Here is a 12,346-nt window from a genome sequence, read left to right as displayed (position 1 = left end):
AATGAGGGAGTTAACCACCTCGTAACCCCAAGTGGGCATGGTGTTGGCCATGTCCGCGTATGTCCGTCCAAGGCTTCCCGGAGCTTGCGTCTTCTTCACGGTCAACCTCGTGGACCGGGGGGCGGATACGTTGGTGCGGCATGTCGATGTGCTGCGGCAGGCGGTGGCGGTGACGCGGGCGAAACGGCCGTTTGGGATCGATGCGTGGGTGGTGTTGCCGGACCACATGCATTGCGTGTGGACCTTGCCGGAGGGGGATGCGGATTATTCGGTGCGCATGGCGTCGATCAAGGCGCAGTTTACGCGCGACGTCCGTAGGTCGGGGTTCACCCCGACTCCCCTCCCACGGAACGGATCCGGCGCAAACGGCGGGCGTGTGCGTCGGGGTGGGGCGTATGAGGAAAGAGTCGGGGTGAACCCCGACCTACGGGGTGAGGCTCCCATCTGGCAGAAGCGGTTTTGGGAGCATCACATCCGGGACGGTCGGGATTTCGCGGAGCATGTGCGGTATTGCTGGATCAACCCGGTGAAACACGGGCTGGTCGGGCATCCCCGGGAGTGGCCGTTTTCATCGTGGCACCGCGATGCGGGCGGAGGATTGTAGGGCGGGGTTCACCCCGCCGATGTGTCGGCGAGAGTCGGGGTGAACCCCGACCTACGGTTGCATCGGGACGGTCGGGATTTCGCGGAGCATGTGCGGTATTGCTGGATCAACCCGGTGAAGCACGGGTTGTTCGGGCATCCGCGGGAGGGACCGTTTTCGTCATGGCACCGCGATGCGGACGGGGCGGTGTGGTAGGGCGGGTCGTATACCGCCATCGGGAGTCGGGCAGGCCCCGACTTATGGGGTGCAATTGAGCGCTACCGGAAAGCAAGTTTCCTAAGTGCCCCTTCATAAGAGCTAATCAGGTTCGTTAGTGGATCAGCATCTTGATAGAATGCATCGGAGTCGACTCCAAACTCCGGAAGCAGGCAAAGCTCTTTCCGTATTCGCTTAACGTCACCAAGAGCAACTTGTTTGCTTAACCCTGGGAATCCAATATTGCAAATTCGATCACCTGGCGTCAATCCGTTCCAAAAGTCACTCTCAAAAGATCCCTTTCCAACATAGACAACGTCAATTGTATTGCCTTTGGGATCGGATAAATCGAAGCCGTACCTCCTCAACGTCACGCCAAGTTCTCTGAAGGTAACAGAATGCTTTACCTTCGATAGTATGCGGGAGTTTTTCCTGAGATATCTCGCCAGGAATACAATTTCTGGATCATCGACGGCTTCCTTTACTAATGCACGATAAGTTGGATACTTGATAAGACTGTGTGACGCCACATCTTCCGTAAAGTTTACTAGTTCGTCCTCATTCAGCGTCAGCGCAATATTGCTACGCAGCAAGAGGTTGGCGCAGCTTACGAGGCCGGTTCTTTTATTTGCATCGTGAAATGGGTGATTGCACACTATCCCAAATAGGAGCGTCGCGGAGATTTCATATGGAGTGCTCCATTTGAACTGATCCGCCGCGCCAACGGTTTGTCTATCTACGGTACTCAGCAGCAGATTGTCATCTCTTGGGCCAACGCCGCCAATTCCCTCTCCACTCTTGTAGAAGAAGTCAGCTATCAAAAAGTGTGCGCTGAGAACATCTTGTACTGACAAGATTGGAAATGGGATGTATGCTGTGCTTCTGGGGTTTATCCTCTCAAGTGCCCTGTCAAACTGAAACTGGAGTTCGGGTTCAATATGAAGCGACATTGAATAGCTGCTCCCTTGCTAGGTCACGTGGCGCGATTGAAATACTCACCCCCAAACCTCCACAAACTCCCGCCACTCACCCTTGCTCATCCCGGAGTCCTCCTGACCAACCGCCTCCCCGGCCAGCCGCCGTTTCAGCACCGCAATCGCCTTCCCGGACAAAGTCACTCCGCCCATCCGGTAGTCCTCGAACGCCCCATACGCCAAGGGCACCCAATCCCGGACACAGGCCGCAATCGCCTCCGCATACACGCGGATTTCGTATTGGGCGTGGGGGTCGGCGCGCAGGCGGAGGAAGTGGAAGAGGTTGTGCAGGTCGACCTTCCAGTACCACTGGGTGTAGATGTTGGCGGGGAGGTTCATCCGGGCGAGTTCCCTCGCGAGGCCTTGTTGGCCGTCCTGGGAGAGCATCGCCTCGTAATGGTCATAGGCGCGGTTGGCGTCGGACTTCAGGAGGTCGAGGACGCGGGCGGCTTCTTCGCCTTGCAGCACCTCGCCCCGGCCCTGGTTGTTGACGGTGGACTGGGCGGCGAGCTGGTCGGGGGCGGGGATGTAGAACTCCCGATCCAGGATCGAGTAGCGGGCGGAGTATTCGTTAACGTTGGCGGTGCGGTGGCGGATCCACTGGCGGGCGACGAAGACGGGGAGTTTCACATGGAGCTTGATCTCGCACATCTCGAACGGGGTGGAGTGCCAGTGGCGCATCAGGTAGCGGATCAGGCCCTCGTCGTTCTGGACGTGCTTGGTGCCCGCCCCATATGAGACGCGGGCGGCCTGGACGATGGCGCTGTCGTCGCCCATGTAGTCGATGACGCGGATGAAGCCGTGGTCAAGGACGCCGGTAGCGCGGTAGAGGTGTGCCTCCATCCCCTCGCTGACGGCGCGGAGGGTGGGGCGGGGCGTGGCCCGTGCGGCCTCGATCTCGGCGGCTTGTTCGGGGGTGAGGGGCATGGCGGGCCTCATAAGGGTTTCGAGTCGGGTCTGACTATAGCTTGCGGTTGCGCGGCGTGATACCGCTAGATGAATGAATGGAGGATGAGATGGGCATCAAGTATCTGCACACGATGGTCCGGGTGAAGGATCTGGAGAAGTCGATGGCGTTCTACAGGCTTCTGGGCCTGAAGGAGACGCGGCGGCACGAAAGCGAGCAGGGGCGGTTCACGCTGGTGTTCATGGCACCCCCCGGGCAGGAGGATTGCCCGGTGGAGTTGACCTACAACTGGGATGGCGACACCGGGTTGCCGTCGGACAGCCGCCACTTCGGGCACCTGGCCTATGAGGTGGACGACATCTATGCGACCTGCGCGCATCTGCAGAAGCATGGGGTGCTGATCAACCGGCCGCCGCGCGATGGGCGGATGGCCTTTGTGCGCAGCCCGGACAACGTGTCGATCGAGTTGTTGCAGAAGGGGGCGGCGAAGGCCCCGGCAGAGCCTTGGGCCAGCATGGCCTCGACCGGGATCTGGTGAGGCGGACAGCCCGCCGCCCTGTGACGGGGCGGCGGGCCGGGGACTTATTCGGTGGCCGGGGCAGCTTCGCCCTCGGCGGGTGCGTCAGCGGCGGCCGGAGCGGGCGAGAGCGAGGCAATGAAGGCGTAGACGTTCTTGGCGTCTTCTTCCTTCGGCAGCTTGAAGCTCATCTTCGACTTGGCGGCCTTGTCGCCGGTCTTTTCCTTCAGGAACTTGGCCGGGTCGGCGACGTAAGCGACGAAGTCGGCCTCGTTCCAGGTGAAGCCCGAAGCGCCAAGGGCGACGATGGATTCACCGTATTTGAATTCCGGGTAGGTGCCGGCGGCGCGGCCAGGCAGGCCGTAGAGGTTCGGGCCGGTCTTCGAGTTCTTCCCGGCCAGGGTTTCGCCCGCCTCATTGGCGATGACGTGGCAGGTCTGGCACTTGGCGAAGACCTTTTCGCCGGCAGCGACGTCACCCGTGGGCGCGTCCTGCGCGAAGGCGGGGGCGGCGACCAGGGCAAGGACGGCGGCGGTAAGCTTGAGTTTCATGGGTTCCTCCGGGGTATTGGCGAGGGCATCAGATGCGCTGCGCTGCGCAAAAGGCAAGGGGATTCGAGACACTTCGGCGCGATCTGGCGCTTCAGGCGACGGCGTGGGCGATGGCACAGCGGCTCCACAGCGAGGAGAGCGCGGTGATGAGGTGGGCGATGTCCTGGGCCGAGTGCAGGGGGCCGGGGGTGATGCGCAGCCGTTCGGTGCCCTTGGGCACGGTGGGGTAGTTGATCGGCTGCACGTAGATGCCCCAGTCGGCCATCAGCATGTCCGAGATCATCCGGCATTTCACCGGATCGCCGATCATCACCGGGATGATGTGGCTTTCGTTGGCCATGTGGGGGATGCCCTTGGCGTCCAGCTGGGCGCGGACGAGGGCCACGTTGGCCTTCTGGCGGGCGCGTTCTGCGGTCGATTGCTTGAGGTGCTTGACCGAGGTTTGGGCAGCGGCCGCACAGGCCGGGGGCAGGGCGGTGGTGAAGATGAAGCCGCTTGCGAAGCTGCGGACGAAATCGATGAGTTCCGCCTTGGCGGTGATGTAGCCGCCGACGACGCCGAAAGCCTTGCCGAGGGTGCCTTCGATGATGTCGATGCGGTGGGCAAGGCCGCGTTCTTCGCTGACGCCACCGCCACGGGGGCCGTACATGCCGACGGCGTGGACTTCGTCGATGTAGCTGAGCGCGCCGTGGGCCTCGCAAACCTCGACGATTTCGCGGATGGGTGCGATGTCGCCGTCCATCGAGTAGACGGATTCGAAGGCCACGATCTTCGGGCGGTCGCCGACGGCGTGAAGCTTGCGGTCAAGGTCGCGCCAGTCGTTGTGCTTCCACAAGACCTTGTCGGCGCGGGAATGGCGGATGCCTTCGATCATGCTGGCGTGGTTCTTTTCGTCCGACAGGATCACCGCGTTGGGGATCTGTGACCCGAGGGTCGACAGCGCCGCCCAGTTCGAGACGTAACCCGAGGTGAAGAGAAGCGCGCCTTCCTTGCCGTGGAGGTCGGCGAGTTCGCGTTCCAGCATGACGTGGTGGTGGTTGGTGCCCGAGATGTTGCGGGTGCCTCCGGCGCCGGTGCCGCAGGTCTGGACGGCGTCGACCATCGCGGCCACCACGTCCGGGTGCTGGCCCATGCCGAGGTAGTCGTTGGAACACCAGATTGTCACCTCTTCCCTGGTCCCGTCCGGGCGGTGGCGTTCGGCCTTGGGGAAGCTGCCGCAGCGCTTTTCCAGATCGGCGAAGACGCGGTAGTTGCCTTCGGTTTTCAGGGCCTGGAGACGGTCTTGGAAATAGGTGGCGAAGTCCATGGAACTGCTTCCTGTCAGGTGTCTTGTTTCGTTGGTTGGACGGTGGCTGCTTCAGGAAGCATCCAGCGCCAGAGTTTCTGGTCGGGGATCGGCAGCACCATGAAGAGATGCTCGATCAAGGCAAGGGCGGTGAGAACGGCCAAGAGAAGATAGCCGATGAAGGGGGCGTCTTCGGTCGCGTGGGCGGCCTGTGCGGCCCACCATCCGGTCGCCAGTGCGAGGGCAGCGACCGAGAGCGGCAGGAGCGCCGTCATCGGTGCCTTGCGGAAGTGGCTGGCGATGTGGGCCAGCGGGCGGGGCAGGAATTCCACGTTGATGCGGGGCGCGCCAAGGAACAGGTTCAGCTTGGCCGAGACGCGGGCGAAGAACAGCGTGGCGAAGGTCAGCGCCGCAAAGGGGTTCGGGGCGTTCATCGTGAGGTGCGTCAGCGCCAGAAGGCCCGCGATCAGGGCAAATTCATGCCAGAGGATCGAGCCGACCGCGCGCCAGATCCGTTCGGGCAGTTTCGCGCCGGGCGGGCAGGGTTCGCGGTGCGGGCCGGTGACGATGCCCGAGAGAAACGCCAGTTCGATCCAGCCCCAGAAGGCGAGGGCGGAAAGGAAGCCACCGTAGACAGAGCCGACGCTCAGGCTGCTGACCGAGGCATGGGCGCCGACCGCCCCACCGACCAGAAGCGGCAGGCCGAGGAGGACTGACCAGAGATGGTCATCCGGTCCGCCCAGATCGGCCTTGCGCACGCGCCAGAGGATCAGCCCGGTCGAGGCCCACCAGAGGAAGATGGCCGAGCACGCGATGATCCAGGGATTAGTCATGTGCGGCACCCCCGAAGGGATGCCGCACAGGATGCCGGGACGCGCCCATCCCGCATCCTACCTTCCGCTTGCGCGGCGGTATGATGGTGTGAGGTCAATACGTCGGCTCCATCCGCACATTGGCGGGCGGGGTCGAGGGAATGACCGGTATGAGGTAAAGCCGGGCGAAGGCGAGCATCGCGCGGGCGGAAGCGGTCGCATGGGCAATGCGGCCAGTGATGCCGCCCTTGCGCTTGCCCTTTTCCATGTCGATCATCGCGGCGTTCATCCGGTTCAGGTTCGGAATCCAGGCCTTGTGGTCGATGTCGATCTCCATCGGGAAGACCTGACGGGCGATGGCCGAGGTCTTGCGGTAGACCTCCTGGTCATACCAGTCGATATCGACGCCGAGGGCGTTGTGGAAGTCTTTCCGGGCGTGGTCGCGGACCCACATCGTCGAGTAGACGGCGACGAGGAAGAACTTGATCCAGAGCTTGTTGGTGAAGCTGGTCGTCAGTTTCGGGTCGGTCCGCATCAGCAGGGCGAAGGCCTCGCCGTGGGAGAACTCGTCGTTGCACCATTCGCGGAACCACTTGAAGATCGGGTGGAACCGCTGTTCGGGATGCGCCTCCAGGTGCCGGTAGATGGTGATGTAGCGGGCGTAGCCGATCTTTTCCGACAGGTAGGTGGCGTAGTAGATGAACTTCGGGCGGAAGTAGGTGTACTTCTTGGCCTTGGTCAGGAAGCCGAGGTTCACGGCAACCCCCGCCTCACGCAGGGCGTCGTTGATGAAGCCGGCGTGGCGGGCCTCATCCCTTGCCATGTAGTTGAACAGCTCGCAGATGTCGGCGTTGGTGCCGCGGCGTTTCATTTCCTTGTAGAGCACGCAGCCGGAGAATTCGGCGGTGCAGGAGCTGACGAGGAAGTCGATGAACTCGGTCCGCAGGGCAGGGTCCATCCCCTCCCAGTCGACCTTGTCCCAGGCTTCGGTCTTCTTGAAGTGGCCCTTGTTCGGGTCGGACTTCATCTGGGCCAAGAGCGCATCCCATTCCTTGCGGACGGGGGTCACGTCGACGCGGTCCATCTCGTCGAAGTCGGTGGTGTAGAAGCGGGGGTTCAGAAGCGTGGTTTCGGTGGCCATCGCCGTGGTGTCGAACTTGCCCGCCAGTTCGGAGTGAAGCTCGCCGTGCGTGGTGTCGTGAGTATTTTCCTGGGTGAGGTCTTTCATGACAGCAACTCCTCGGAGAACGAGAATTCACACAGTTCCATGAAGCCGAAATCGCCCGTGGCGCGGGTCCACCAGCGTTCGATGGGGGTGGCGCGGGTGATCGTGGCGGTGCGGTCCTCGACGATGACCTCGCCATAGGCGGCCAGGACCGGCGCGCCGTGAACGAGGACTTCGTCCCCCGGATAGACCACGGCGCCGTTGTTGAAGCGGACGTGGGCATGCAGGCTTTCGAAGCGGTGGCTGACTTCGACCGTGCAGGGCACGATCTCTTTCGCTTTGGTGAAGATACCCATGATTTCGTTCCCTTATTGTTGATCGAGAAGCCGCTCTACGGCAGCTTTGTTGTCACCACCGAAGGCGTAAAGTTCGATCGACGCCCCCGTGGCCGGGTCTTCGGCCACGAGGCGGCCGTTGTCATACTTGACGATCCTGATCGGCGGGTTGCCCTCTACGCGGGCCACGGTGCGGGCGCGCTGGATGGCGTTCTGGATCACGGTGATGAAGCCGCCGTGGTCCATGTCGGCAAGAAGGGTGCCGTCGGCCGAGTAGACAGTGACGGCCTGGGCCGAGCGGCCCTCCAGGATCAGTTCGCGTTCAAGGACCACGGTCCCGGCTGGCGGTGTGCCGGTGGCCGGGCGGTCGGTCAGGACCGCGAAGGTGGTGATGGCCAGTGCCGAGACGGCCAGCGCCAGCATCCCCCAAAGAAGCGTCCGCGGGATCATCTCGCGTTCGGGGCTGGGGCGGTCGGCGAGGGTTTTCATGTAGGACATCGGACCCTCCTATTCCGCAGCGATCGGGCTGGACGTGGTGAAACTGACCACGGGTTCATTGACCCGCGTCTGGGCCGCATCAGAAAGGATCCGGGCCACCCGGGCGGCATCGGGGATGCAGCGGAAGGCGGGCTGGACCTTCTTCGCAAAGCCAGGGCGCAGGTGCGGCCAGAGCGCGAGGTAGGAGATGTGCTGTCCGTCCACCAGTTCCAGCGCGACGGTGCCGGTCCCGGTGGGCCGGGTGGCAAGCGAGGCGGAGGCGACCTTGGTGAAGGGGACAGTCCAGGTCACCTGCAAGGCGGCCCCGATGCGCAGGATCACCCGGTGAGAGGTGATCGAGTAGATCGCCGCTTTCGCCGAAGCGCGGGCGAGAAGGCGGACGATGCCGAAACCCGCAAGCGCGAGGACGAGGTAGGGCAGGAAGACCGCGACGGACAGGGTGAACCCGCCATCGGCAAAGGCGACGCTCGCACGCCAGACGGCGATGACGAGGAGGTAGCCCAGAACCCAGTTCGCCTTGAAGGCTTCGCGGGCCAGGGTGGCGCTGTCGGGGCTGCCCTGCCACAGCAGGGTCTCCCCCTCGGGTAGCGGTTTGGGCAAGCCGGGCTGGCTTTCGAAGTCGAAGTCATGGTCTGACATGGCAGACCCTTTCGTCACTTGGGTAAGACGAAGCGGCGCGGGCGCGCGCCGCTTCCCTTGGGTTCAGAAGCCGCGCTTGCGGCCTGTGGCATACATCCAGCCCGAAGCGACGTAGGCCGAGATCTTGTCTTCCTCGAGCTTGGTCACGCTGGTCTGGCTTTTCGTCGCGGGGATCGCGTCGAAGAGGTCGGAGGTGATGGCGTTGATCCGCACCCGGTCGGCCCAGATCTTGCACATCGTCATCGGCACAAGGCGGGTGCCGCCAGAGTTCAGGTCCAGTTCCAGGTAGCGGACCAGTTGTTCCGGCACGTCGACCCAGAGGTCCTTGACCCGACCGACGACTTCAAGGTCGCCCGCCTGAACCGGCAGCCCGCGCGGATCGCGGCCGGCGCTGACGGCCATGCCATCGACCTTGGACAGCGGCTGCAGCTTGGCGTGGCCGTGGGCGTCAACCTCGGGCTCGTCCTTGCGGGGAACCCAGGAGGCCGGGCCGACGCCGTCGAGCATCGGATTGCCGGTCGGGGCGTGCGGGAAGCCCTCGGACACGGCGGTCCGGGCCAGGGCCAGATCGCTGCGCCGGTGGGCGGCCTCGTTCTCGGCCGACGGCACGGTCACGGTGCCCTTGCCAAGGCCCAAGAGGAAGGTCTTGGGCTTGGGGACCGGGAAGGGGCCCTGGTTTGCGGCTTTGGTCCCGTCCTCGTTCTCAAGCGGGTAGCCTTCGCGCATGTTCTCGGTCTGCAGATAGTAGATCAGAACCGCGAAGAAGCCCCAGAAGAGCCAGATCGACAGGCTCGCCAGATCGAAGTTTCCAAAGAAATTGACACCAACCATTCAGGGGTCCTCCGTTGTCAGGTTGGGAATTCGGTCAGCCGCAGGTGCGACTGGCCTTGGTCCGGTGTGGATGGGGTTGTGCCGAGGCGGACAAGCGGGCCCAGAACGGCGAGAGTGAGAAACAGCAGGGCGATCTCGACATGGTAGACCACAGTGTAGCCAAGGCTGACATCGTGGATCGGGCCGAGAAGGCCGGAGTCGACAAGTTTGTTGACGGCGTCACGCAGGATGCCGCCGGTCAGGATGGCAAGGCCCGCCGCCGTGGCCTGGGCCGAGCCCCAGGCGCCGAGGATGAGGCCCGCGCCAAGCCCGCCCTGGGTGCGGGCCATTGCCGCGTTCAGGGTGGAAAGGCCGAAGACGCCGTTGCCCAGGCCGATGGCGAAGGCCCCGGCGTAAAAGACGGCCCAGCTGTCCAGCGGGCTGGCGAAGATCACGGCGGAGAATGCGGCAACGCCGATCAGAAGGCCCTTGGCGGACTGGCGGTAGGGATCGGCCCCTTGGCTTAGGCGGCGGGTGGCCCAGAGGAAGCCGGTCAGCGCCCCCACTGCCCAGAGCGCGGTCAGGACGGTGGTGGCACCGACGGAAAGGCCGAGGACCTGGCCGCCATAGGGTTCCAGGAGCACGTCCTGCATGTTGAAGGCCAAGGTGCCAAGGAAGACCACGACCAGCAGGCGGCGGGCGCCGTCCTGCTGCATGAGCTCCTTCCAGGCGGCACCGAAAGCGGGACGCGGCGCTGCACGTTCGGCCTTGGACATCGGCTTGACGCGTTCCTGTTTCCAGAAGGCGACGACGTTCAGGATCAGGGTGGCGGCACCGCAGCCCTGGACGACCTGCACCAGCCAGATCGGGTCGTAGTTGCGCAAAAGGAAGCCGACGATCAGGGCCGAGATGCCCATGCCGACTAGGTAGAGGATATACAGCATCGCCACGACGCGGGGGCGGGTGTCCTCGGTCGCGCGGTCGGCGGCAAGGGCGAGGCCCGCGGTCTGGACCATGTGCATCCCAAGGCCGGCCATCAGGAAGGCGACGGCGGCAAGCGCCTCACCGGCCCAGGCGGGGCCTTTGTACTGGTCACCGGACAGGACGATCAGCGCGAAGGGCATGACGGCCAGGCCGCCCATCTGCCAGAGCGAGCCGAACCAGAGGTAGGGGATGCGCTTCCAGCCAAGCGCGCTGCGGTAGGTGTCGGAGCGGTGGCCAAGAAGCGCGCGGAACGGAGCGACGAGGACCGGGATCGAGATCATCAGCGCCACGACCATCGCGGGGACCGACAGTTCGACGATCATCACCCGGTTCAGGGTGCCCAGAAGCAGGACCTGCGCCATGCCGACGGAAACCTGAAAAAGCGCAAGGCGCCAGAGCTGCCCGATGGGCAGGTCGGCCGAGGCCGCGTCGGCGAAGGGCATCCAGCTGGCCCCAAGTTTCGCGACATCCTTGCGACGGAGGATCATGGGCGATGCTCCAATGCTTCCGAGATGTAGAAGCCCGAGGTGATGCGACCGATCTTGGTCAGGCTGCCGGGGCAATGCTTGGCCAGCCGGGCGGCATCATGCGGGATCATGGTGGGCGAGCGGTCGGAGCGGGGGAAAAGCTTGCCCAGTGTGAAGAAGGCCATCAGGAACGGCGTGCGCGGGGCGACGGTGAAGACGATGGCCTGGTTTGTGCGGGCGGCGAGGTTGTCGATCACGCGGCCGATGTCGGCGTCGCGGTAGTAGATCAGGCTGTCCATCGCCAGGGTGAAGTCGAAGGTCCCGAGGGCGGGGTTCGACATGTCGCCGGACTGGAAGTCGACCTGGTCTGCCAGCGCGGGATGCAGGCGGCGCTTGGCGATGTCGATCAGTTGCGGCGAGATGTCGACGGCGGTCACTTGGGCGCCGCGAAGGGCGAGTTCCGAGGCCATCGCCCCGGTGCCGCAGCCTGCGTCCAGCACCCGCGCGCCGCGCAGGTCTTGCGGCAGGCGCGACAGCATGAGGGCGCGCATCTGGTCGCGGCCCTTGCGAACGGTTTCGCGGATGCGGGAGACCTTCTCATGGCTGGTCAGCCGCTCCCACGTCTGGGTCGCGGTGCGGTCGAAGTAGGTCTCGACGCGGTCGCGGGTGAGGCTGTAATCGGGCATCAATCAAATCCCAGGAGTTCGAAGATTTCGCGGTCGGGCAGCGGTTGCGGGGTCGATCCCTCGCCGTTCACCGACCGCCAGAGGGCGTCAGCCAGCCGGATGTATTCGGCGCGGGCGGTGACGATGTCCTGTTCGTCGTCCATCTCGAAGAGGGTCTTCTTTTTCAGACGGCTGCGGCGGATGGCGTCGATGTCGGGCATGTGCGCGAGGCGGTTGAAGCCGACCTTCGCGCAGTAGCGGTCGACCTCGTCCGTCTCGCGGCTGCGGTTGGCGACGCAGCCTGCAAGGCGGACCTTGTAGTTGCCGGACTTGGCCTGGACGGCGGCGATGATGCGGTTCATCGCGTAGATGCTGTCGAAGTCGTTGGCGGTGACGATCACCGCGCGGTCGGCGTGCTGGAGGGGGGCCGCGAAGCCGCCGCAGACCACGTCGCCGAGGACGTCGAAGATCACGACGTCGGTGTCTTCCAGAAGGTGGTGTTGTTTCAAAAGCTTGACGGTCTGGCCGACGACATAGCCGCCGCAGCCGGTGCCTGCTGGCGGCCCGCCAGCCTCGACGCATTTCACGCCGTTGAAGCCGGTGGCGACGTAATCCTCGGGGCGGAGTTCCTCGGAGTGGAAGTCGACCTCTTTCAGGATGTCGATGACCGTGGGCTGCAGACGGCCGGTCAGGGTGAAGGTCGAGTCATGCTTCGGGTCGCAGCCGATCTGCAGGACACGCTTGCCCATCATGGAAAACGCGGCGGAGAGGTTCGACGAGGTGGTGGACTTGCCGATGCCGCCCTTGCCGTAGACCGAGAACACTTTCGCGCCTTCGATCTTGACGGCGGGGTCCAGTGCGACCTGGACGGAGCCTTCGCCGTCAAGGCCGCGTAGGTTCGGAATTTCGTCGCGCGGGCTCATGTCGTGGCCCCTTTC

The 12,346-nt window shown here is 64.0% G+C and carries 15 protein-coding genes; 2 read left to right on the top strand and 13 right to left on the bottom strand.

Translation table 11 applies throughout. The features are described 5' to 3' along the window. The first annotated feature begins 49 nt into the window (after positions 1 to 49). Positions 50 to 604, top strand: a complete 555-nt coding sequence (locus tag Q8M85_RS06775; protein ID WP_305541974.1) for a transposase — start codon at positions 50 to 52, stop codon at positions 602 to 604. Positions 605 to 861: 257 nt separating this feature from the next. On the opposite strand, the gene Q8M85_RS06770 is transcribed toward Q8M85_RS06775, so the two are convergent. Continuing rightward, complete coding sequence (locus tag Q8M85_RS06770; RefSeq protein WP_305541971.1) at positions 862 to 1,749, bottom strand: type II toxin-antitoxin system death-on-curing family toxin; 888 nt, start codon at positions 1,747 to 1,749, stop codon at positions 862 to 864. A gap of 45 nt (positions 1,750 to 1,794) precedes the next feature. After that, on the bottom strand, positions 1,795 to 2,700 hold the full coding sequence (gene thyX / locus Q8M85_RS06765; RefSeq protein ID WP_305541968.1) for an FAD-dependent thymidylate synthase: 906 nt from the start codon (positions 2,698 to 2,700) through the stop codon (positions 1,795 to 1,797). Positions 2,701 to 2,789: 89 nt separating this feature from the next. Here thyX and Q8M85_RS06760 point away from each other — a divergent pair, with 89 nt between their 5' ends. Further along, on the top strand, positions 2,790 to 3,218 hold the full coding sequence (locus Q8M85_RS06760) for a VOC family protein (protein WP_305542998.1): 429 nt from the start codon (positions 2,790 to 2,792) through the stop codon (positions 3,216 to 3,218). A gap of 44 nt (positions 3,219 to 3,262) precedes the next feature. Here Q8M85_RS06760 and Q8M85_RS06755 read toward each other — a convergent pair whose 3' ends face one another. From Q8M85_RS06755 to bchL, 11 genes are all read right to left on the bottom strand, one after another. After that, positions 3,263 to 3,748 (bottom strand): cytochrome c family protein, encoded by a 486-nt coding sequence (locus tag Q8M85_RS06755; RefSeq protein WP_305541965.1) that lies wholly within the window; start codon positions 3,746 to 3,748, stop codon positions 3,263 to 3,265. 91 nt (positions 3,749 to 3,839) lie between these two features. Then, positions 3,840 to 5,054: a 5-aminolevulinate synthase gene (hemA, locus tag Q8M85_RS06750; RefSeq protein ID WP_305541962.1), complete on the bottom strand. Its 1,215-nt coding sequence runs from the start codon at positions 5,052 to 5,054 to the stop codon at positions 3,840 to 3,842. A gap of 14 nt (positions 5,055 to 5,068) precedes the next feature. Further along, positions 5,069 to 5,866 (bottom strand): putative photosynthetic complex assembly protein PuhE, encoded by a 798-nt coding sequence (puhE, locus tag Q8M85_RS06745; RefSeq protein WP_305541959.1) that lies wholly within the window; start codon positions 5,864 to 5,866, stop codon positions 5,069 to 5,071. A gap of 94 nt (positions 5,867 to 5,960) precedes the next feature. Then, positions 5,961 to 7,073 (bottom strand): magnesium-protoporphyrin IX monomethyl ester (oxidative) cyclase, encoded by a 1,113-nt coding sequence (acsF, locus tag Q8M85_RS06740; protein WP_305541956.1) that lies wholly within the window; start codon positions 7,071 to 7,073, stop codon positions 5,961 to 5,963. Continuing rightward, positions 7,070 to 7,366 carry a hypothetical protein gene (locus tag Q8M85_RS06735; RefSeq protein ID WP_305541953.1) on the bottom strand — a complete coding sequence of 99 codons (297 nt, stop codon included), beginning with the start codon at positions 7,364 to 7,366 and terminating at the stop codon, positions 7,070 to 7,072. The genes acsF and Q8M85_RS06735 overlap by 4 nt, the downstream gene beginning before the upstream one ends. A gap of 12 nt (positions 7,367 to 7,378) precedes the next feature. Beyond that, complete coding sequence (gene puhC / locus Q8M85_RS06730) at positions 7,379 to 7,843, bottom strand: photosynthetic complex assembly protein PuhC (RefSeq protein ID WP_305541950.1); 465 nt, start codon at positions 7,841 to 7,843, stop codon at positions 7,379 to 7,381. A 9-nt stretch (positions 7,844 to 7,852) separates the two neighbouring features. Next, the gene (gene puhB, locus Q8M85_RS06725; RefSeq protein WP_305541947.1) at positions 7,853 to 8,482 is read right to left on the bottom strand and encodes a photosynthetic complex putative assembly protein PuhB; all 630 of its coding nucleotides are present in this window, start codon (positions 8,480 to 8,482) and stop codon (positions 7,853 to 7,855) included. A 63-nt stretch (positions 8,483 to 8,545) separates the two neighbouring features. Then, positions 8,546 to 9,313, bottom strand: coding sequence for a photosynthetic reaction center subunit H (puhA, locus tag Q8M85_RS06720; RefSeq protein ID WP_305541944.1), 768 nt, complete (start codon positions 9,311 to 9,313; stop codon positions 8,546 to 8,548). 17 nt (positions 9,314 to 9,330) lie between these two features. Continuing rightward, positions 9,331 to 10,764 (bottom strand): PucC family protein, encoded by a 1,434-nt coding sequence (locus Q8M85_RS06715; RefSeq protein ID WP_305541941.1) that lies wholly within the window; start codon positions 10,762 to 10,764, stop codon positions 9,331 to 9,333. Further along, positions 10,761 to 11,429 carry a magnesium protoporphyrin IX methyltransferase gene (bchM, locus tag Q8M85_RS06710; RefSeq protein ID WP_305541938.1) on the bottom strand — a complete coding sequence of 223 codons (669 nt, stop codon included), beginning with the start codon at positions 11,427 to 11,429 and terminating at the stop codon, positions 10,761 to 10,763. The genes Q8M85_RS06715 and bchM overlap by 4 nt, the downstream gene beginning before the upstream one ends. Then, positions 11,429 to 12,331, bottom strand: coding sequence for a ferredoxin:protochlorophyllide reductase (ATP-dependent) iron-sulfur ATP-binding protein (bchL, locus tag Q8M85_RS06705; RefSeq protein WP_305541935.1), 903 nt, complete (start codon positions 12,329 to 12,331; stop codon positions 11,429 to 11,431). The genes bchM and bchL overlap by 1 nt, the downstream gene beginning before the upstream one ends. Positions 12,332 to 12,346: the final 15 nt, after the last annotated feature.

The sequence above is a fragment of the Tabrizicola sp. genome, from assembly GCF_030694085.1.
Taxonomy (GTDB): Bacteria; Pseudomonadota; Alphaproteobacteria; order Rhodobacterales; family Rhodobacteraceae; genus Tabrizicola.
The sequence above is the reverse complement of the archived record's forward strand: the minus strand, read 5'-3'. Positions and strand labels throughout refer to the sequence as shown.

Excerpts from the sequence above, each read along its gene's own strand:
- Q8M85_RS06755 (WP_305541965.1), bottom strand. The coding sequence starts at position 3,748 with ATGAAACTCAAGCTTACCGCCGCCGTCCTTGCCCTGGTCGCCGCCCCC.
- Q8M85_RS06715 (WP_305541941.1), bottom strand. The coding sequence starts at position 10,764 with ATGATCCTCCGTCGCAAGGATGTCGCGAAACTTGGGGCCAGCTGGATG.
- thyX (WP_305541968.1), bottom strand. The coding sequence starts at position 2,700 with ATGCCCCTCACCCCCGAACAAGCCGCCGAGATCGAGGCCGCACGGGCC.
- hemA (WP_305541962.1), bottom strand. The coding sequence starts at position 5,054 with ATGGACTTCGCCACCTATTTCCAAGACCGTCTCCAGGCCCTGAAAACC.
- acsF (WP_305541956.1), bottom strand. The coding sequence starts at position 7,073 with ATGAAAGACCTCACCCAGGAAAATACTCACGACACCACGCACGGCGAG.
- puhB (WP_305541947.1), bottom strand. The coding sequence starts at position 8,482 with ATGTCAGACCATGACTTCGACTTCGAAAGCCAGCCCGGCTTGCCCAAA.
- puhE (WP_305541959.1), bottom strand. The coding sequence starts at position 5,866 with ATGACTAATCCCTGGATCATCGCGTGCTCGGCCATCTTCCTCTGGTGG.
- Q8M85_RS06775 (WP_305541974.1), top strand. The coding sequence starts at position 50 with ATGTCCGCGTATGTCCGTCCAAGGCTTCCCGGAGCTTGCGTCTTCTTC.
- Q8M85_RS06735 (WP_305541953.1), bottom strand. The coding sequence starts at position 7,366 with ATGGGTATCTTCACCAAAGCGAAAGAGATCGTGCCCTGCACGGTCGAA.
- bchM (WP_305541938.1), bottom strand. The coding sequence starts at position 11,429 with ATGCCCGATTACAGCCTCACCCGCGACCGCGTCGAGACCTACTTCGAC.
- Q8M85_RS06770 (WP_305541971.1), bottom strand. The coding sequence starts at position 1,749 with ATGTCGCTTCATATTGAACCCGAACTCCAGTTTCAGTTTGACAGGGCA.
- bchL (WP_305541935.1), bottom strand. The coding sequence starts at position 12,331 with ATGAGCCCGCGCGACGAAATTCCGAACCTACGCGGCCTTGACGGCGAA.
- puhC (WP_305541950.1), bottom strand. The coding sequence starts at position 7,843 with ATGTCCTACATGAAAACCCTCGCCGACCGCCCCAGCCCCGAACGCGAG.
- puhA (WP_305541944.1), bottom strand. The coding sequence starts at position 9,313 with ATGGTTGGTGTCAATTTCTTTGGAAACTTCGATCTGGCGAGCCTGTCG.
- Q8M85_RS06760 (WP_305542998.1), top strand. The coding sequence starts at position 2,790 with ATGGGCATCAAGTATCTGCACACGATGGTCCGGGTGAAGGATCTGGAG.